The organism is Cryobacterium sp. TMS1-13-1 (genome assembly GCF_004403125.1).
Taxonomy (GTDB): Bacteria; Actinomycetota; Actinomycetes; order Actinomycetales; family Microbacteriaceae; genus Cryobacterium; species Cryobacterium levicorallinum.
The window spans coordinates 820,743-839,288 of the sequence record NZ_SOGX01000010.1 but is presented as its reverse complement, the minus strand read 5'-3'; the positions used below and the strand labels follow the sequence as shown (position 1 = coordinate 839,288).

The 18,546-nt window shown below is 65.3% G+C and carries 20 protein-coding genes; 11 read left to right on the top strand and 9 right to left on the bottom strand.

The genetic code is table 11. From position 1 onward, the window contains the following. Position 1 precedes the first annotated feature (1 nt). From E3T31_RS13270 to csrA, 3 genes are read left to right on the top strand one after another with little or no spacing between them, the layout of a single operon-like run. The gene (locus E3T31_RS13270; protein ID WP_134469088.1) at positions 2-2,053 is read left to right on the top strand and encodes a flagellar biosynthesis protein FlhA; all 2,052 of its coding nucleotides are present in this window, start codon (positions 2-4) and stop codon (positions 2,051-2,053) included. Next, entirely contained in the window at positions 2,028-2,975 is a 948-nt protein-coding gene (locus E3T31_RS13265; RefSeq protein ID WP_134469086.1) for a hypothetical protein, read from the top strand. Before E3T31_RS13270 ends, E3T31_RS13265 begins: the two co-directional genes overlap by 26 nt. 16 nt (positions 2,976-2,991) lie before the next feature. Next, positions 2,992-3,345 carry a carbon storage regulator CsrA gene (csrA, locus tag E3T31_RS18770; RefSeq protein WP_134469085.1) on the top strand — a complete coding sequence of 118 codons (354 nt, stop codon included), beginning with the start codon at positions 2,992-2,994 and terminating at the stop codon, positions 3,343-3,345. 16 nt (positions 3,346-3,361) lie between these two features. Here the strand turns inward: csrA and E3T31_RS13255 are convergent, their stop codons facing one another. The 8 genes from E3T31_RS13255 to E3T31_RS18070 are packed head-to-tail and all read right to left on the bottom strand — an operon-like array spanning position 3,362 to position 9,028. Further along, positions 3,362-3,739 carry an RNA-binding S4 domain-containing protein gene (locus E3T31_RS13255; RefSeq protein ID WP_092450597.1) on the bottom strand — a complete coding sequence of 126 codons (378 nt, stop codon included), beginning with the start codon at positions 3,737-3,739 and terminating at the stop codon, positions 3,362-3,364. A 29-nt stretch (positions 3,740-3,768) separates the two neighbouring features. Next, positions 3,769-4,668, bottom strand: coding sequence for a prenyltransferase (locus E3T31_RS13250; protein WP_134469084.1), 900 nt, complete (start codon positions 4,666-4,668; stop codon positions 3,769-3,771). Then, complete coding sequence (locus E3T31_RS13245) at positions 4,661-4,981, bottom strand: lycopene cyclase domain-containing protein (protein ID WP_134469083.1); 321 nt, start codon at positions 4,979-4,981, stop codon at positions 4,661-4,663. Before E3T31_RS13245 ends, E3T31_RS13250 begins: the two co-directional genes overlap by 8 nt. After that, positions 4,978-5,301, bottom strand: coding sequence for a lycopene cyclase domain-containing protein (locus E3T31_RS13240; protein ID WP_134469082.1), 324 nt, complete (start codon positions 5,299-5,301; stop codon positions 4,978-4,980). Before E3T31_RS13240 ends, E3T31_RS13245 begins: the two co-directional genes overlap by 4 nt. Further along, positions 5,298-6,944, bottom strand: a complete 1,647-nt coding sequence (gene crtI, locus E3T31_RS17885) for a phytoene desaturase family protein (RefSeq protein WP_166788504.1) — start codon at positions 6,942-6,944, stop codon at positions 5,298-5,300. The genes E3T31_RS13240 and crtI overlap by 4 nt, the downstream gene beginning before the upstream one ends. Further along, positions 6,941-7,849 carry a squalene/phytoene synthase family protein gene (locus tag E3T31_RS17880; protein ID WP_166788503.1) on the bottom strand — a complete coding sequence of 303 codons (909 nt, stop codon included), beginning with the start codon at positions 7,847-7,849 and terminating at the stop codon, positions 6,941-6,943. The genes crtI and E3T31_RS17880 overlap by 4 nt, the downstream gene beginning before the upstream one ends. After that, on the bottom strand, positions 7,849-8,895 hold the full coding sequence (locus E3T31_RS13230; RefSeq protein WP_166788502.1) for a polyprenyl synthetase family protein: 1,047 nt from the start codon (positions 8,893-8,895) through the stop codon (positions 7,849-7,851). Before E3T31_RS13230 ends, E3T31_RS17880 begins: the two co-directional genes overlap by 1 nt. Continuing rightward, the gene (locus E3T31_RS18070) at positions 8,888-9,028 is read right to left on the bottom strand and encodes a hypothetical protein (RefSeq protein WP_206750318.1); all 141 of its coding nucleotides are present in this window, start codon (positions 9,026-9,028) and stop codon (positions 8,888-8,890) included. Before E3T31_RS18070 ends, E3T31_RS13230 begins: the two co-directional genes overlap by 8 nt. 79 nt (positions 9,029-9,107) lie before the next feature. Between E3T31_RS18070 and E3T31_RS13225 the strand changes: the two genes are divergently transcribed. From E3T31_RS13225 to E3T31_RS13195, 7 genes are all read left to right on the top strand, one after another. Next, positions 9,108-9,662 (top strand): MarR family winged helix-turn-helix transcriptional regulator, encoded by a 555-nt coding sequence (locus E3T31_RS13225; protein WP_134469080.1) that lies wholly within the window; start codon positions 9,108-9,110, stop codon positions 9,660-9,662. A gap of 54 nt (positions 9,663-9,716) precedes the next feature. Then, positions 9,717-10,268 carry an adenine phosphoribosyltransferase gene (locus E3T31_RS13220; protein WP_134469079.1) on the top strand — a complete coding sequence of 184 codons (552 nt, stop codon included), beginning with the start codon at positions 9,717-9,719 and terminating at the stop codon, positions 10,266-10,268. Between the two features lie 79 nt (positions 10,269-10,347). Further along, the gene (locus E3T31_RS13215) at positions 10,348-10,857 is read left to right on the top strand and encodes an NUDIX domain-containing protein (protein ID WP_134469078.1); all 510 of its coding nucleotides are present in this window, start codon (positions 10,348-10,350) and stop codon (positions 10,855-10,857) included. A gap of 65 nt (positions 10,858-10,922) precedes the next feature. Then, positions 10,923-11,540 (top strand): CDP-alcohol phosphatidyltransferase family protein, encoded by a 618-nt coding sequence (locus E3T31_RS13210; protein WP_241977909.1) that lies wholly within the window; start codon positions 10,923-10,925, stop codon positions 11,538-11,540. 220 nt (positions 11,541-11,760) lie between these two features. After that, the gene (locus tag E3T31_RS13205) at positions 11,761-12,195 is read left to right on the top strand and encodes an FHA domain-containing protein (protein WP_134469372.1); all 435 of its coding nucleotides are present in this window, start codon (positions 11,761-11,763) and stop codon (positions 12,193-12,195) included. Between the two features lie 29 nt (positions 12,196-12,224). Beyond that, on the top strand, positions 12,225-12,917 hold the full coding sequence (locus tag E3T31_RS13200) for a MerR family transcriptional regulator (protein WP_166788501.1): 693 nt from the start codon (positions 12,225-12,227) through the stop codon (positions 12,915-12,917). 341 nt (positions 12,918-13,258) lie between these two features. Continuing rightward, positions 13,259-13,810 carry a MerR family transcriptional regulator gene (locus E3T31_RS13195; protein ID WP_092450577.1) on the top strand — a complete coding sequence of 184 codons (552 nt, stop codon included), beginning with the start codon at positions 13,259-13,261 and terminating at the stop codon, positions 13,808-13,810. A gap of 406 nt (positions 13,811-14,216) precedes the next feature. On the opposite strand, the gene E3T31_RS13190 is transcribed toward E3T31_RS13195, so the two are convergent. Next, positions 14,217-15,029, bottom strand: a complete 813-nt coding sequence (locus tag E3T31_RS13190; protein ID WP_134469370.1) for a ParA family protein — start codon at positions 15,027-15,029, stop codon at positions 14,217-14,219. Positions 15,030-15,106: 77 nt separating this feature from the next. Between E3T31_RS13190 and E3T31_RS13185 the strand changes: the two genes are divergently transcribed. Next, positions 15,107-18,511 carry a pyruvate carboxylase gene (locus E3T31_RS13185; protein WP_134469076.1) on the top strand — a complete coding sequence of 1,135 codons (3,405 nt, stop codon included), beginning with the start codon at positions 15,107-15,109 and terminating at the stop codon, positions 18,509-18,511. Positions 18,512-18,546 lie beyond the last annotated feature (35 nt).

Sequence of the window (18,546 nt, the reverse complement as noted above, 5' to 3'; positions counted from 1 at the left end):
CGTGAATAAGAACCTCGCAAAGCTCGCCGTTCCGGTCGGCGTTGTCGGCATCATTTTGCTGCTGGTCGTCCCCATTCCGGCGGTCCTGCTCGACATACTGATCATCGTCAACATCATGCTCGGCCTGGTCACCCTGCTCACGACCATGTTCGTCAAGAAGCCCCTGGAATTCTCTGTCTTCCCATCGCTGTTGCTGGTGGCGACCTTGTTTCGACTCGGTCTCAACGTCGCATCCACTCGTCTGGTGCTCGGCGACGGCTACGCCGGGCAGGTTATCGAGGCCTTCGGTCACGTCGCCGTTGGCGGCTCGATCATCATCGGCTCGGTTATCTTTCTCATCCTCGTGGTCATCCAGTTCGTCGTGGTTACCAAGGGTGCCGAGCGCGTGGCCGAGGTGGGCGCCCGATTCACTCTCGATGCCATGCCCGGCAAGCAGATGGCGATCGACGCCGACCTCAGTGCCGGCCTGATCACCGACGCCGAGGCCAAGGCCCGCCGCGCCGAGGTCTCCGCCGAAGCCGACTTCTACGGCGCCATGGACGGTGCGTCGAAGTTCGTCAAGGGTGACGCCATCGCCGGCCTCATCATCATCATCATCAACCTGGTCGGTGGCATCGCCATCGGCATGTTGCAGCGTGGCATGGAAATCGGCGACGCGTTGAACACCTACGCGTTGCTCACCATCGGTGACGGCCTGGTCACCCAAATTCCCGCACTCCTGATGGCCGTCTCCACAGGTATGATCGTGACCCGGTCCAATGCGGAGACCGACATCGGGTCGACGGCATCCGCTCAGCTGACGCAGTCGCGCGTGGCCCTGGTCATCGCCGGCGGCGCTGCCATTCTGATGGCCATCATTCCCGGCATGCCGGTGCTGCCGTTCCTGATCGTCGGTGGAACCCTCATCGTGGTGGCGCAACGACTGAAGGTTCGTGAGGCGAGTACCGTCGCCACCGCCGCCGCGAGTGAAGCGGCCGAGAAGAGCGTAGCCAAGACCGACACGACCGAGGACCTGATCGAGCAGATGCGGGTGCACGCGCTGGAGATCATGCTCGCCCCCGACCTCGTCGATATTGTCTCGGGCGCCTCGGACGACCTGCTCGCCCGGGTGCGCGGACTACGGCGCAAAATCGCCATGGATCTCGGCGTCGTCGTGCCGCCGGTGCGCACCAGGGACAGTGTCGACCTGCCGTCGTCGACCTATGTCATTCGCATCGCCGGCGTCGAATACGGCCGCGGAATCGCCCCGGCCGGCAAGGTACTCGCGCTCGGTGACTTTCTCGACACCCTGCCCGGCACAGAAACCGTGGAGCCCGTCTTTGGACTGGCCGGCAAATGGGTTCCGAGCGAGATGCGGCACAGCGCCGAGATGACCGGCGCCACCGTGATCGACCGGGTGTCCGTCGTGGTGACCCATCTGTCCTCGATCATCACGATCAACGCGGCCCGGCTGCTCACCCGCGAAGATGTGCGGGTACTCACCGACGGCGTCAAGCAGGTCAACCCCTCATCGGTCGACGATCTGATTCCCGGCCTGCTGTCCCTCGCCGAGGTGCAGCGGGTGCTCCAGGGACTGCTGATCGAGCAGATCCCGATCAACGACCTGCCCCGCATCTACGAGGCCCTGTCCCTGCGCGCGAAAACTTCAAATGACCCGGAAGGTTTGATCGAGGCGGCGCGTATGGCTCTCGGACCGGCGCTGACCGCGCAGTACCTCGATGGCTCCGTACTGCGTGTGATCATGATCGAGCCGGCCCTGGAGCAGAGCATGCTCGAGGGGATGCGTCCCTCCGATCAGGGAACCCAGATTCTGATGGACCCGGCTCGAATCGAAGCTGTGCTCTCCTCGGTGCGAGCCTCGGTCGCCACGGTTGAAGCGAGTGGGCTGTCGGCCGTGCTGGTCTGTGCTCCGGCACTGCGCCCGGCCATCCGCCGACTGGTCTCGACCCAGACCGGCGGACTTCCGGTGCTGTCCTACCAGGAAGTCACCTCCGCGAACGTCACCATTGAGACGGTAGGTGTGGTTCGTGGAACCGACTCGATTTCTGCTTAAGGGACCGACCATGCGCGAGGTGCAGGAGCGGGTCCTGCTCGTGCACGGTCGGCACGCGGTCATTATCGCGGCCGAACGGGTCACCGTCGGCGGCATCCGCGGCTTCTTCGCGCGCCAACACTATGAAGTCACCGTCGAGGTGCCTGCGCCGGAGTCGCAACGACGCTCGGCCCATTCCGGGCTCGACCTGAACAAACGCCTCGGAATCGCCGCGCTGCTCGACGATGCCGACGATGCCGAATACGAAATCGCCCGCACCGCTCCGCAGCTGTCAACGGCTTCGGACGGCTTCGCGGCACTCATGGACGAGCTGACGTTTGCGACGACGCTGCCGTCAGGGCTGCCGGCCGGTGCCGGGTACGAGGGCGGCGGGGCCCCGTCAACGCCCGGCCCCAGCCGGGTCAGCACCCTCGCGGTTCCCGCGCCGCTCACCCGGCCGGGAGACCTCGTACTGATTCTTGGTCTTGGCGAGGACCCGGTAACCATTGCGCGACTGATGCAGCGGCTCGCCGGGGGTGGTGACGTGTTCACCAGCGGTACCGTCGTCGGTCCCGATCGAGTGGATGACCGGCGCAGCGCCCGCGCGGCCCGTGCCCGCGGGGTCGAAAAGGGCTGCAGCGCCTTTATCGCCTTCGGCATCGACCCGGCCTCCGACGCGGAGGCCCGTGCGGCCGACCTCGAGGCGATCGGCGCCGATCAGATCTGGGTTGTCGTGGATGCCGGGCGCAAGAGCGAGGACAGCACGCGGTGGGTGAACATGGTCAACGAGGTCGTTCCGATCGACGCGGTCGCGGCCATCGGCCGACACTTCACGACCTCACCGACCTCCGTTGAATCGTTCGGGCTTCCGGTGGAATGGATGGACGGCCGTGTAGCCGCGCCGCCGAGTGGGCGACGGGCGGCACGTCCGGGGCAGGCCTAAAGGATAGGCTGGAACAATGCTGGTCCTGACACGCAAACCCGGGGAGAAAATCCTCATCGGTGACGACATCGTCGTCACCGTGCTCGACGCGCGCGGAGACAGCGTGCGCATCGGAATCGACGCTCCGCGCGGGGTGAAGATTCAGCGCGACGAGGTGCTGCGTGCGGTCATCGAGGCCAACATGGCGGCGAGCCACGTCGACGAGAACGCCGAGGACCGCATTAAACGGTCGCTCGGCATGCTCGCTGCCCTGCAATCGGCGCAGTCACATCAGTCCCAGGCCGAGGCGCGGCCCAAGCCGCCGCAATCCCAGGCCGTGCCAGCAGCGGCCGCAACACCCGTGGCAGCCCAGCCGCCCGCGCAGCCATAGCCGTCGCCCCTGCGGGTTACTCGGTGATGTGCCCGCGCAGCTCGTCGATTTCCCGGCGCTCGCGCTTGGTCGGCCGCCCGGCACCTCGATCTCGCATCGGCACCAGCGCGACCTCCTCGCGCGGCGGCGGTGGGGGAGTGTGGTCGACGTAACACTCGGCGGCGAGCGAGGCCCCGACCCGCTTGACCACAAGGCGTGACACGATCAGCACCCGGTCGAATCCGGCCGTGCGCACGCGTACCTCGTCGCCGATATGCAGCGCCTGCGCGGCCTTGGCTTTGTCACCGTTGACCTTGACGTGACCAGCGCGGCAGGCGGTCGTGGCCATGGACCGTGTCTTGAACAGGCGAACGCCCCAGCTCCAGCTGTCGACCCGGGCAGAAGTAAGCTCCATCACACGACTCTAGCTGGCCTCGGCCTGCGTCACGCTGCCAGACGGATGGAGTAGAGCAGCAGCAGGGTCACGAGAAATCCGCTCAAAAAATTGAGCCGGAGAAAGCGCTTCCAGCCCCGGTTTGCGCGGCCCGAATCGGCATCGCTGACCGTCCAAAACGGCCGAACCGCGAGAATATACGGCACGACAAGCAGAGCGGCCAGCGGCCCGGGCCACGGTGTGAACAGCATGAGCAGGCCGGCCAGGGCCCAGAAGGTGATCGCGAGGCGCACCGTCGGCCAGGCGCCGAGCGCCGTCGCGATCGACGCGATTCCGGCGTGGCGATCGGGTTCAACGTCCTGCACGGCGCCGAAGGCATGGCTGGCCATGCCCCATAGAAAAAACGCCGCGAGCAGGGCCAGCAGTCCAGGGGTGATCGTGGCGCCGGCCACGACGAGGCCGTAGACGGCCGGGCTGACGAAGTGCGTGCTCGAGGTGATTGAGTCCAGAATGGGGCGTTCCTTGAACCGCAGTCCGCGCACCGAGTAGGCGACGACGGCGAACAGGCTCCCGGCCAGGACGACCCAGGACAACGGATGCTTCGCCCCCGCCAGCACCAGCATCGCCGCCCCCACGATCCCCACGTTCGCGACGCCGGCGCCGATCACCAGGTGGTGCAGAGCGGGATGCAGCAGAGCCCCCTCCGCGCCGCCCTTCCGAGGATTGCGCAGATCGGACTCGTAGTCGAAGACATCGTTGATGCCGTACATCAGCAGGTTGTACGGAATGAGAAAGAACAGGGTGCCAACGATCAGCAGTGCATCGATGCGTCCGGTGGTCACGACGTAGGCCGCGGCAAAGGGAAAAGCCGTATTGATCCAGCTAAGCGGCCGGGACGACAGCACCACCTGGCGGGTCTTCCAAGACACAGTGCCGAGCTGCTCAGTCATCCGTTCGTCCTATCTTGGTACGGCCCAGGAGAACCCACAGTGCAGGCAGCAGAATAGCGGCGGCGAGTGGGTAGGCAAAATCTTCGATCGGAGCGAGACCGACGAACAGACCCGAAATATGCGCCGGGTCGTAGCTGAACAGTCCAGCCCCGATCATCAGGTTATCGAAAACGGCCGTGAGTAGCAGGGTCAATGCGAGGGCCAGCGTGACGGACACCACGAATCGGCGGGAAATCAACTGGCGCGCGAGCGCCATCGTGGCAATCGCGGCGGCCACGGCCAGAAAGATCGCATTCAGGATGAGATAAGTCATGCTCGGGTTTGCCGGTGCAGCACGAGCTGGGCCCCCCGTACCAGGTTCATGGTGAGATAGCAGAGAAAGGTGAGAAAGACGATCTCCTCGAGCGGTAGCTCCGGCGCCAGCTGCAGCCCGGTCATCAGGGTGGTTTCCCCGCGGTAGAAGATGCCCAGGCCGATTCCGAACAGGTCCCAGGTTAGAAAGAACAGCACGCCGATGCCGACCACGAGCGCGGCTCGAACCGGCGAGTGCCAGAAGAACAGACCAAAGCGCCAGTCCAGAACGACCATGCCGCCGAGCGAGACCAGCAGGGTGAGCAGGTACAGCCAGGTCACGATTGCTGCGGCGCAGACTCCACCGGGTCTCCGGCAGCCCCGTTCGACTGAGTCGGACGTGCGGGCAACGGTTCGGCGAGCGGTCCCGTGGTCGTGTCGTGGCGCATCCGCTTAAGCAAAATCTCGGCGCTGATCAGGCACATAGGCAGTCCAATACCGGGAATGGTGGTACCGCCGGCGTAGTAGAGTCCCGAGATTTTCTTCGACATGTTCGAACCGCGCAGAAAGGCGCTCTGCCGCAGGGTGTGCGCGGGGCCGAGGGCGCCGCCCTTCCAACTGTTCAGGTCAGCGGCGAAGTCGGCCGGACCGACGGTGCGGCGCACCACGATCCGGTCGGTCAGGTCGGGGATGCCGGCCCAGCGGGAGACCTGCTCGATGGCGGCATCCGCGATCAGCTCGATCGCCCGCGAGCCGGCACCGTTGACACCACCGTGGCCAAGGGTCACGTCGGGCGGCACCGGCACCAGTACGAACAGGTTGCTGCTTCCGGCCGGCGCCACCGACGTGTCCGTGGCGCTCGGCATGCAGACGTAGAGCGAGGCCGGTGACGGCACCGAGGGGCGCTTGCCGAAAATCTGCCCAAAGTTCTTGCCCCAGTCCGTGGTGAAGAACAGTGAGTGGTGCTGCAGCTGGGAGATTTCCCCGGTCACGCCGAGCATGACTAGCACGGCCCCGGGGCCCGAGACGCGCTTGTCCCACCAGCGCTGGGGATAGGTTTGCAGTTCGGCCGGCACCAGCTCGGTCTCCGTGTGGTGCAGGTCAGCCGACGACACTACCGTGTCGGCGCGCAGATACTGCAGCTGGTCCTCGGCGTCCAGGTAGCTCACCCCGGCGATGGCCTTCTGATCGCTGACCCGAATCGCGGTGACGCGCGCGCCGGTGACGAGCTGCACACCCTCGGCGCGAGCGAGCGCGGAGATGCTGTCGATCAGGGTTCCGAAACCGCCCTGCGGGTAAAGCACGCCGTCGGCCAGATCGAGATGGCTCATGAGGTGGTACATCGACGGTGTCAGGTTCGGCGCCGACCCGAGAAAGACCGCCGGGTAGCCGAGGATCTGCCGCAGTCGGGGGTCGCTGACAAAGCCGGCCACGAACTTGTCCAGTGGTTGCAGCAGCAGACGGGCCAGCCGTCCGAGCCGCCGCAGCACGTCGGGCACTAAAAACGGGCGAAACGATTCGTAGCTGGAGTACAGAAAACGCTGCACGGCCAGGTCGTAGGTCTCGGCGGCCGAGTCGAGATAACGGCGGAGCGCCGCCCCGGCCCCCGGCTGCAGCTGCTCAAATAAGCGGATGTTAGCGGCCCGGTCAGCGAGAATATCCACCGGCGCCTTGTCCCCTTCAAAGTGCACCCGATAGCCCGGGTCCAGCTTGAAGAGGTCGAGTTGTTCGGCTGCGGAGGTGCCGAGCAGGCGGTAAAAGTGCTCGAATACCTCCGGCATGAGATACCACGACGGGCCGGTGTCGAAGCGAAAGCCGTCGGTGTTCCACACGCCGGCCCGCCCGCCGAGCTCGGAACGGGCCTCGAGCAGGGTCACCTCATGGCCCTCGCGGGCGAGCAGGGCTGCACTCGCGAGGCCGGCGATACCGCCGCCGATCACGATCGTGCGGGTGCGTCCGGTGCCGGTGGTTCCTGGGCCGGTCATCGCTTCCACGCGCCGGGTCCGAGGGTAGCGGTCAGAGCAATCACGAATTTTTCTCCATCCGGCACCCGAACGCGGGAGCGCAGTAATCGATCGGCCGGTGTCGACCGCAGTCGATTCGACAGGCGGGTGAACAGGCCCTGCGCTGCGGCCACGGCCCGGCGGCAGCTGGCGGGCAGCAGGGGCAGCACGGCGCTGGCGATTTCGAGGTCGGCATCAATGTCGTCGAGGATCGCATTCTTCTGCGGGTCGCTGAGGTTCAGCGGCTCGATTCCCGGAAAGTAGTTGCGGCCGAGCACTTCACGATCGCAGGACAGGTCGCGCAGAAAATTGATCTTCTGAAAGGCCGCGCCCAGGTGGCGGGCACCGTCTTCGAGCACACTGACTTCGGCGGCGGTGCGGGGTGAGTGCTGCAGAAAGCAGCGCAGGCACATGAGTCCGATCACCTCGGCCGAGCCGTAAATATACTCGGCGACGCCCTCGGCGGTGAATGGTCCCGGGTCGAGGTCCCGGCGCATCGACGCAAAGAATGGGGCGATCAGACTGGAGTCGATGCCCGATTGGCGGGCCGTTGCGGCAAAGGCGTGCACTACCAGGTTCGTGCTGTAGCCGCGTACGATCGCCCGCTCGGTCTCGAGTTCGAGCTCGTCGAGCAGGTGCCGCTGTTCCTCGACGGAGACACCGGCCTCGGCGGCGGCGCCGTCCACAATCTCGTCGGCGATGCGCACGAGCGCATAGATGGTGCGCACCGGCGTGCGCACCCGGGCGTCGAGCAGCCGGGTGGCCAGTCCGAACGAGGTGGAATAGTGCCCGATGACGGTCGTCGAGCTCGCCCGGGCCGTCTCGGCGTACTTGTTCAGGTTGGTGGTCGTGCTGCCGGTTTGAACCGCGGCCCGAAATGGGCCCATCAGCGTGACCGATTCACGGCGGCTTCGGCGAGTTCAATCAGGCTGGCGCGCAGTTCCGCCGGAATGATCGCCGGGTCGAGGGCCTCCACCGCCAGTCGGGAGTGGTCGTAGGCCAGGCCTTCGGCCGCTTCCTTCGCCCCGCACGCGCGCAGGTATTCCCTGGCGCGTTCCGCTTCGTCGTCATTCAGGTCGACCTTGCCCAGATAGGGAGCGATCAGCGACCAGCTGGCGGTGCTGCCGGCGTGGGCGATCAGGGCGGTCTGCTTGCCCTCGCGCAGGTCGGCCGTCACGCTCTTGCCGGTTTTCAGTGGATCGCCGAAGACGCCGAGCAGGTCATCGGTCAGTTGGAACGCCACTCCAACGAGTCGTCCGTAGCGGCCGAGAACGCGAATCGCATCGGCCCCGGCCCCGGCCAGTACCGCTCCGGCCTGCAATGGGGCTTCGAAGGAATACACGGCGGTCTTATTCTCGAGGGTGGTGATGACCTCGGCCACCGTGAGCGGATGCCGCGCGGAGCTATTGGTGACGTCGGCCAGCTCCCCGGCTGCCGAGACGAAAACGGCCCGGTCAAGCAGGTCGAGCAGGCGCAGCCGGGTGGGCACATCGACCGGCAGTTTCGCCAGCGCGCGGTGTGCCTCACTCAGGGCGAGATCGCCCGCGAGAATTGCCGCTGCCGCAGCCCAAACCCCGGCCTGGTCGGCCGCTGCACCGTGGGCGAGCGCGCGGTCACTGAAGCGACCGGCAATGTTGGCCACCCCGCGGCGGGTCAGATCGCGGTCGATGACGTCGTCATGGATGAGGAAGGCCGTGTGCAGCAGCTCGAAGCTCACTGCGACCGGAGCGACGAGGCCCTGATCGCGCCCGCCAAAACCGGCATACGCCGCCAGGACCAGGGCGGGGCGCACGCGCTTGCCGCCACTGCTGGCCTGGGCCAGGGAATCCCAGAGGGCGACGTAGTGCTCGCCGTAGTCGCTCGCCCGCAGGCGTGCGGCAGCGAAGAATCGAGCCAGCTCGATTTCTACTCCGGCCGGGACCGTGTCAAGCATGAACACGGTCCACGTGCTGTACTCGTGCCGGCAGTGTTGGCGGCGACCCGTTGGGCTGGGGTGCTGTTCCGTCGTGCGTGTGCTCATCAACCAGCAGAATTTCGTGTTCATTCAGCGCGTTGGCGGTGTGCACGTGCTCTCCTTCCTAGGTCAACCCGATCATTACACGAATAACTAACCAGGTTAGCGACTGCTCACGTTAGCATGGTCATATGATCCAAGATGAGCGTAACCCCCGGCAACAGGGGTCGTACTGGTATGACCCTGAGAAACATGGTGTTTCTTTCGCCATCGAGGTCTTGCGTGCCGTGCGTCGCTTTCGGGTAGCCGATGCCGCCATGCGTCATCGTGCGCAGGCCGAGATGAACGTCAACGAAACCGATCTGATGGCGCTGCGTCATCTCATCGCGTGCGAGCGGCAGGACCGGGTCGCCAGCCCGAAGGATCTCAGCGAATTCTTGAACATCTCCTCGGCGGCCACGGCAAAACTTCTCGCGAGATTGTCGGCATCCGGTCATATTCGCCGCGAGGTGAACCCGTCAGACGGGCGCGCGCAGCGGCTGTTCGCCACGCAGTCGTCGCACGACGAGATGCGCGACTCGCTTGCTGCCACCCACGAGCAGATGATGCGGGTCGTCCTCGAGCTCACCGGCGACCAGCAGATCGCTGTCGTGCATTTTCTGGATTCGATGAGCGCGATAGCTACGGTGCCGAGCGCTCCGAAGGTACCCGCCGATGAGCTGGCTCCGGAGCGCTCGGAATCCTGACCCTGGCCGTTCCTTCCGCATACGGCTGCGGGCAACGCAGCTTAAGATGAATCAGTGACTCAACTTTCTGCTCCCACTTCGCCGTCCTCTGCCGCCAGCCACGTCGAAGCACTTCTGGCCTCCTATCCCGATTTTCCCCAGCCCGGCATCGTGTTCCGCGATCTGAACCCGGTCTTCGCTGATGCCCTCGCCTTCCGCGCGATCGTCGATGACCTGGCCGACCAGCACCGCGGCCAGTTCGATGCAGTGGCCGGCATCGAGGCGCGCGGCTTTCTGCTGGCGGCCGCCGTCGGGTACGCAGCGCAGACATCCGTTCTGGCCGTGCGCAAGGGCGGCAAACTGCCCGGCACTGTGCTGACCGAAGAATATGACCTCGAGTACGGCTCGGCACGCCTGGAACTTGAGGTCGGCCAGCTGCCCGCCGGTACCCGCGTCTTGATTCTCGACGACGTGTTGGCAACGGGGGGCACCATCGCAGCCACGAGCCGGCTGATCGAACGGGCCGGCTACACCGTCTCCGGTGTCGGCGTCGTGCTCGAACTGACCGATCTGCACGGTCGCGAACGTCTGGGCACAGCCCCGATGCACGCCATCATGTCGATCTAGGGACCGAGAATCCACCGACAGCGGCAATTCGCCGGCCGCCTGAATTCTTTTTGGGGTCGCAGACGGGCATGCTTAGAGCATGACTGACGGTTCTAGCGTGTCTGGTCCGGCTGCGGCCGGTGTGCCTCGTCCTGGCGTGGATCGAGACAGCGGCGACGCCTGGGTCTACAGTCCGGACGGCCGCAAATATTGGGGCCGATTCGGGGCAGCCGGTCTGCTCGTGCATCATCCCGACCGTGGGGTGTTGCTGCAGCATCGCGCGGTATGGAGCCATTTTGGTGATACCTGGGGACTACCCGGTGGCGCCCGTCACGAGAACGAAACCGCTTTCGACGCGGCGCTGCGCGAAGCGCGGGAAGAAGCGGGCGTCCCGGCCCACCTCGTGACTTTGAAATTTACGTCGCGATTCGACCTAGGATTCTGGTCCTACACGACCGTCGTCGTCGAGGCCACCGAGGTGTTCGAGCCGGTCATCAGCGATCTGGAGAGCATTGCCCTGCGGTGGGTGCCCGCCGACGGGGTGGACCTGCTCGCGCTGCATCCCGGTTTCGCTGCCAGCTGGCCGGCGCTGCGGGCGCGACTGGGCTGACCGAACCGCCGGGCGTGGAGTGCATTGCCGTGCGGTTCCGGTCGGCCGCTCGATAGACTGCGTATGTGACAGGCCCAGTGAACGGCACGGTGAGCGATCGGGTATTGAACCTGCCCAACGTGCTGAGTTTTCTGCGTCTCCTGCTCGTGCCGGTGTTCCTGGTGCTGCTGGCTCAGGGGGAGGATGCCTGGGCGCTCGTCGTGCTCAGCATCTCTAGTTTCACGGACTGGCTGGATGGCTTTCTGGCCCGCCGTTGGAACCAGATCACCCGCCTCGGTCAGTTACTGGATCCGGCCGCCGATCGCCTCTATATCTTCGCTGCGCTGATCGGCCTGGCCTGGCGCGAACTCGTGCCGTGGTGGATCGTGCTCGTCGTGGTGGGGCGCGATGTGTTTCTGCTGGCTCTCGGAATCGTCCTCGCGAACTTCGGTTTCGGACCGCTCCCGGTGCACCAACTGGGCAAGGTCGCTACCTTCTGCCTGTTCTACGCCCTGCCGATGCTCATGCTGGGGCAGGCATTTCCGCAGCTGGAATGGTGGTCGCAGCCGGTGGGGTGGGCCTTCGGAATCTGGGGCGCTTTTCTGTACTGGTGGGCCGGCATTATCTACGCCATTGAAGCGATGCGAGTGATTCGACAACCGAGGGTCTCCGAGGGTGTATCTTCCGATACGCTGGAACGATAGGAGGTGCATGATGGTCGATCTTTCCGGTAGGAATAATTCCGAGGAGCAGAACGAGCACGTGCCCGCAGATCAGCCAGAGAACCCGACGACAGGCGAAGCAATGCCCAGCAAGGCGCAGTCCACCCCAGCATCGTCCAGCGCGGTGTCGTCCAACGGCTCAGTGCCCATCGACGCCGTGCCCATCGACGCCGTGTCCGGTGAAGCGACGACGGTGCACGACATGCTCAGCACCGATACGACGATGAACTTCAGCCAGGAGTTCGCCGCCCAGATCGCGTCGATCGACTCCAACGTGACCGCAGAGGAGCAGGAGTCGATCGCAGCGTTGCCGTCGGGCTCTGCGCTCATGGTGGTGCGGCGTGGCCCCAATGCCGGCGCCCGCTTTCTGCTGGACGCCGATCTCACGAGTGTCGGCCGGCACCCCAACGCCGACATCTTTCTCGACGATGTCACCGTGTCCCGCCGTCACGCCGAATTTCTGCGGAACGGCACCGCGTTCACCGTCAAAGACCTCGGCTCGCTCAACGGCACGTACTACGAGGGGGAGCGCATCGAAACCGCGCGCCTCACCGACGGTACGGAGGTGCAGGTCGGTAAATTCCGCCTGACCTTCTACGCCTCCCGCCTTGACCTCGCCCGCGCGGCGAGCGACTAGTGGCGGCAAGCGCCGCTCAGGCTCGGCCCGTGTCGGCGGCGAAGGCCCAGTCCCCGGGCTCGGCGCCGTTGCTGAGCATCGGCCAGGTACTGGCACGCCTCACGCCGGAATTCGCTGATCTCACCCCGTCCAAGCTGCGTTTTCTCGAGGAGCAGGGTCTGGTCTCGCCGGCTCGCACTGAATCGGGCTATCGCAAGTTCTGCACGGGCGACGTGGATCGGTTACGGCTGATTTTGTCGATGCAGCGCGATCACTACCTGCCGTTGAAAGTTATCCGTTCTTATTTGGACGATCTGGACGCCGGTCTCTCGCCGGTGCTGCCGGGCGGAACGACTCCGGGGCCGTCGATGCTCGCCACCGTGCGACGGCTCTCCCGGGAAGACCTCCTGCGCGAAGCGGGAGCATCGGCGACCCTGCTGCACGATGCCGTTTCGGCGTCGATCATCCTGCCCGCCGATTACTACGGCGATGGGGCACTGAACGTGCTGCGTGCCCTCGTGGAGCTGCAGCGCAGCGGCATCGAACCGCGCCACCTGCGTGGGTTCCGTGGGGCCGCTGAACGTGAGCTGGGTCTGATTGAGAGTGCCCTGGTGCCCCTGGCTCGGCGTAAAGACGCCTCGAGCCGGGCAAAGGCTGCCGAAATGGCGGTAGAAATCGCCGGGCAGCTCGAAGTGATTCGGGGCAGCCTGATTCGCTCAGCTCTGGGCCGACTGACCAAGTAGGTCGTAGACTGGTTCAGGCACAAACCGTCGTGAAGTCGGGTGACGCCGTCGCAAAAGGTGTCTTAGTCGGTGCCTGGCACCGACACGCCAAACCGTTGGCGCGAATGTCAGGCATTGAGGCACTCCACCTCGGTACCGTAGCTAGAGCGATCCACAGCAGGACGTCGTCGCATCACCGGCTGCAAGGCGCAAACCTTCAGCACTAGTTTTCTCATTAATTCTTTTTGCACCACCAATATTTTGCACCACGTATCTTTTGCACCAGTTCCACACCACAGTGAATCAGGGCGCCACCGCCAGCTGACGCACCGCACCAGGTAAACCCCCGAGAGGCAACCCATATGAGTGAGCTCAAGCCTGACGCTGACGCTTCGCGTTACTCGTTAGGACTGCTGTTCACGGATGGCATGCCCGAGCTCGATGAGAATTCCGGCTACCGCGGCGCTGTCGCTGCGCGTGCCGCTGGTATCAGCTATCGCCAGCTCGACTACTGGGCCCGCACCGGCTTGGTCGAGCCCACTGTGCGTGGGGCGGCTGGATCCGGCTCCCAGCGCCTCTACGGCTTTCGCGACATCCTCGTGCTCAAACTCGTCAAACGTTTGCTCGACACCGGAATCTCACTGCAGCAGATTCGCACCGCGGTCAACCAGCTGCGCGAATCGGGCATCAGCGATCTCGCCCAGACCACACTCATGAGCGATGGCGCGAGTGTCTACCTGTGCACCTCCAACGACGAGGTTATCGATCTGGTCAGCCGTGGCCAGGGCGTCTTCGGCATCGCCGTCGGCAAGGTGCTGCGCGAGGTCGAGACCAGCCTGGTCGAGCTCGACATGCAGCCCGTCGACCCCGCCGACGAGTTGGCCGCCCGTCGCACCACCCGCAAAATCTCCTAGCAGCGCCCTCCGCGAGCACCCACCCACAAACCCGCAGACACGGTCGGGTCGGTCGATGGTGATCTCGAGCTCGGTCAACGGATGGGGACGAGCGCAGGCACTGACGGGTCGGTCAGGCCGGTAGCGCAAGCTTGCAGTCGAAGTACTTGGTCACGCTGCGAAGCAGCCGTGACCCGCGTCGGGGACGCGCCCATCCCGAAGTCGATGCGGGGGGCGGTTGTCTGCGGGGAGCGAGTTTCGCCGTTCCGGAGGCGGAATCCGAGCGCTTTATTCGGATTCCACCGGAGCAACGGCGATGCCTGAGCCGAGCAGCAGATGACTGTCCTCCCGCATCGCCCGCGCAAACCCTGTAAATCCAAAAAGCTGCGGTTCGAACTCAGCGATCTCGCAGGAGCCGAGTTTCGAACTAGTGAGCGGGAATCTCGGCGTACTCGCCGATGCGCGCCGTCCGCAGCACCCGGTCGAGCAGCTGGTCGAAGTAGCCGGCCATTTCGAGGGCACTGTCACCCGGCCAGATGTGCAGCGGCTTCGCAGCCCCCTGCGCCTGCTGCAGCGAGGTGCGCTCGGGCAGCTGCGGGCTGAGCACGAGCGGCCCGAACATGTCGCGCAGCTCCTTGATCCGGAACTGGTGCTCGAGCGACGCCGTGCGGGCCCGGTTCACGATGATTCCGAGCGGCTGCAGCCGCGGACTCAGCCCACGGCGAATTTCTTCGATCGCGCGCAGCGCCCGGTCGGCCGCTGCGACCGAGAACAGGCCGGGCTCGGTCACAACCGCAACCCGGTCGCTCGCAGCCCACGCTGTGCGCGTGAGAGCGTTGAGCGAGGGCGCACAGTCGATGAGTACGAGCTCATAGTCCTTCTCGATCGTCGAGAGTGCTTCCTCGAGTTTCCAGATATCACGGATGCTTGGGTGCGGCCCGTCGAAATTGATGGCCGAGGGGCTGCCGATCATGACGTCAATCGTGCCTGGGCGATTCCGCGTCCAACCGCTGGGCGCAATAGCGGCCCGAACGGTTTTTTCCTTCGGCGAACTGAGCACATCGGCGACATTGAGGTGACCGGCGACCTGAATGTCCATTCCGGTGGAAACATCGGACTGCGGATCGAGATCCACGACCAGTGTTCGCACGCCGCGGGCGAAGGCTGCAGAAGCCAGACCAAGGGTCACCGTGGTCTTTCCTACGCCTCCTTTGAGGGAGCTAACGCTGAGTACGTGCATGAGTAGCAAGGTTACCTTCACTAGTGTTAGAGAACCTAACCGTTAGCTGTGCGCCCGGCTGCCCTCGAAAGGCTTGCATGTTTGAGAAAATCCTCGTTGCCAACCGCGGAGAGATTGCGATCCGTGCCATGCGCGCGGCGTATGAGCTCGGAGCCAAGACCGTGGCTGTGTTTCCGTTCGAGGATCGGAATTCTTTGCACCGCCTAAAAGCGGATGAGGCGTATCAGATCGGCGAGGCCGGGCATCCGGTTCGCGCGTATCTCGACGTGAGTGAAATCATCCGCGTGGCAAAGGAATGCGGCGCCGACGCCATCTACCCTGGCTACGGTTTTCTGTCGGAGAACCCCGAGCTGGCCGATGCGGCCGCCGCTGCCGGCATTACGTTCATCGGCCCGGGCGCCGACGTGCTCGAAATGGCCGGCAACAAAGTCACCGCGAAGGAGCACGCCATAGCGGCCGGCGTTCCCGTGCTGAAGTCGACGCAGCCGTCGACCGATGTTGAACTGCTGATCAGCCAGGCCGACGAGATCGGTTTTCCCATCTTCGCCAAGGCCGTCGCCGGTGGTGGCGGGCGTGGCATGCGTCGCGTCGCCAAGAAGAGCGAGCTGCGTGGAGCGCTCGAAGAGGCCATGCGTGAGGCCAACAGTGCTTTCGGCGACGCCACGATGTTCCTTGAAGCTGCGGTGCTTCGGCCCCGGCACATCGAGGTGCAGATTCTGGCGGATGCGTCCGGCGAGACGGTGCACCTGTTCGAGCGCGACTGCTCGGTGCAGCGTCGGCACCAGAAGGTCATCGAGATCGCTCCGGCGCCGAACCTGAGTGATGAGATTCGGGTGCAGCTCTACGCCGACGCGATCAAGTTCGCCCGCTCGATCGGCTACGTCAACGCCGGCACGGTCGAGTTTTTGCTCGACACCGTCGGCGAACGTGCCGGGCAGCACGTTTTCATTGAGATGAACCCGCGCATCCAGGTGGAACACACCGTGACCGAGGAGGTCACCGATGTTGACCTGGTGCAGGCGCAGATCCGCATCGCGGCGGGGGAGACCCTCGAAGAGATCGGCCTGACCCAGGGCGAGATCCGCCTGCGCGGCGCCGCCCTGCAGTGCCGCATCACCACCGAAGACCCCGCCGCCGGGTTCCGACCCGACACCGGCAAGATCACCACCTATCGCTCTCCCGGTGGCGCCGGCATCCGCTTGGACGGTGGCACGATCAACCCGGGCGCCCAGATCAGCCCGCACTTCGACTCGATGCTCGCCAAGCTCACCTGCCGCGGCCGCGACTACGCCGCCGCCGTCGTGCGGTCCAAGCGCGCGCTGGCGGAATTTCGCATTCGAGGCGTCTCCACCAATATTTCGTTCCTGCAGGCCGTGCTCGACGACCCCGACTTCGCCGCCGGCGACCTGAGCACCTCGTTCATCGACGAGCGTCCGGAGCTGCTGCGCGGCCGGGAGTCCAAGGACCGCGGCACCAAGATTCTCAACTGGCTGGCCGAGGTCACCGTCAATCAGCCCAACGGCGCGCCGCCCACCACGGTGCACCCGCGCGACAAACTGCCCCAGCTCGACATCACCCAGCCGGCCCCGGACGGCTCACGCCAGAAGCTGCAGCTGCTCGGCCCGACCAAGTTCGCCGCCGACCTGCGCGGGCAGATCGCACTCGCTGTCACCGACACGACGTTCCGGGATGCCCACCAGTCGCTGCTCGCGACGCGGGTGCGCACCAAGGACCTCGTCGCTGTCGCCCCGTATGTGGCCCGGCTGACGCCGCAGCTACTGTCGGTCGAAGCGTGGGGCGGCGCCACCTACGACGTGGCACTGCGTTTTCTTGGCGAGGACCCGTGGGAACGCCTCGCGAGCCTGCGCGAAGCCCTGCCGAACATCAACCTTCAGATGCTGCTGCGCGGCCGCAACACGGTCGGCTACACCCCCTATCCGACGGAGGTGACCGACGCGTTCGTGCGGGAGGCCACCGACACCGGTGTGGACATCTTCCGCATCTTCGACGCCCTCAACGACGTGTCGCAGATGCGTCCGGCGATCGACGCGGTGCTGAACACCGGCACCGCCCTGGCCGAGGTCGCCGTCTGCTACACCGGCGACCTGCTCGACCCGGCCGAGAACCTCTACACCCTCGACTACTACCTGCGCCTGGCCGAGCAGATCGTCGCCAGCGGCGCGCACGTGATCGGCATCAAGGACATGGCCGGGCTGCTCCGTCCGAGCGCCGCCGAGAAGCTCGTTAGCGCGTTCCGTGAACGGTTCGACCTGCCCGTGCACGTGCACACCCATGACACCCCGGGCGGCCAGCTCGCGACGCTGCTCGCCGCGGCGCGCGCCGGTGCGGACGCCGTGGACGTGGCATCCGCTCCGATGGCCGGCACGACCAGCCAGCCGTCGGCATCCTCTCTCGTCGCCGCCCTCGCCCATACCGAACGCGACACCGGCATTTCGCTCAAGGCCACGACCGACCTCGAGCCGTACTGGGAAGCCGTGCGCACCCTGTACCGCCCGTTCGAATCGGGCCTGTCCGCCCCGACCGGCCGGGTGTACTCGCATGAAATTCCGGGCGGGCAGCTGTCGAACCTGCGCACCCAGGCCGTTGCCCTCGGCCTGGCCGACCACTTCGAACTGATCGAAGACATGTACACCGCCGCGAACACCATCCTCGGCCGGGTGCCCAAGGTCACCCCGTCGTCGAAGGTCGTCGGTGACCTCGCCCTCTACCTCGCCGCGGTGAAGGCCGACCCGGCCGACTTCGAGCAAAACCCGGACAAGTACGACGTGCCGGACTCCGTGATCGGATTCATGGCCGGCGAACTCGGCGAGCTGCCCGGCGGCTGGCCGGAGCCCTTCCGTACCAAGGTGCTCGCCGGACGCAACGTGCGCGTCGGCGTCACCGAGATCACCGAGGGGGAGCGCACCGCGCTCGAAGCCACGAGCGCCGAACGTCGCTCGATGCTCAACCAACTGCTGTTCCCGGCGCCGACCCGCCAGTTCGAACAGGTCAAGGAGACCTACGGTGACCTCTCGGTCATCGACACGCTCGATTACCTCTACGGCCTGCATCAGGGCCAGGAACACGCCGTCGAGATTGAAAAGGGCGTTCGCCTCTACGTCGGCCTCGAAGCCATCGGTGAAGCCGACGAGAAGGGCATGCGCACCGTCATGACCATCCTCAACGGCCAGCTGCGCCCTGTCTTCGTGCGCGACACGAGCATTACCGTGCAGACTAAAATCGCCGAGAAAGCGGATGCCAACCAGCCCGGCCAAATCGCCGCGCCCTTCTCCGGCGTGGTCACCCTGCAGGTCGAAGAAGGCGCCCAGGTCGAAGCCGGCCAGAGCGTCGCGTCGATCGAAGCCATGAAAATGGAAGCCGCGATCACCTCGCCGATCGCCGGAACCATCGAGCGGGTCGCCATCCCGCTCACCCAGCAGGTCGATGCCGGCGATCTGCTCGTGGTGGTGCGTCCACGCTAAGATTAGGGCCGTTATCGATCAGTTGAGGATGTGCC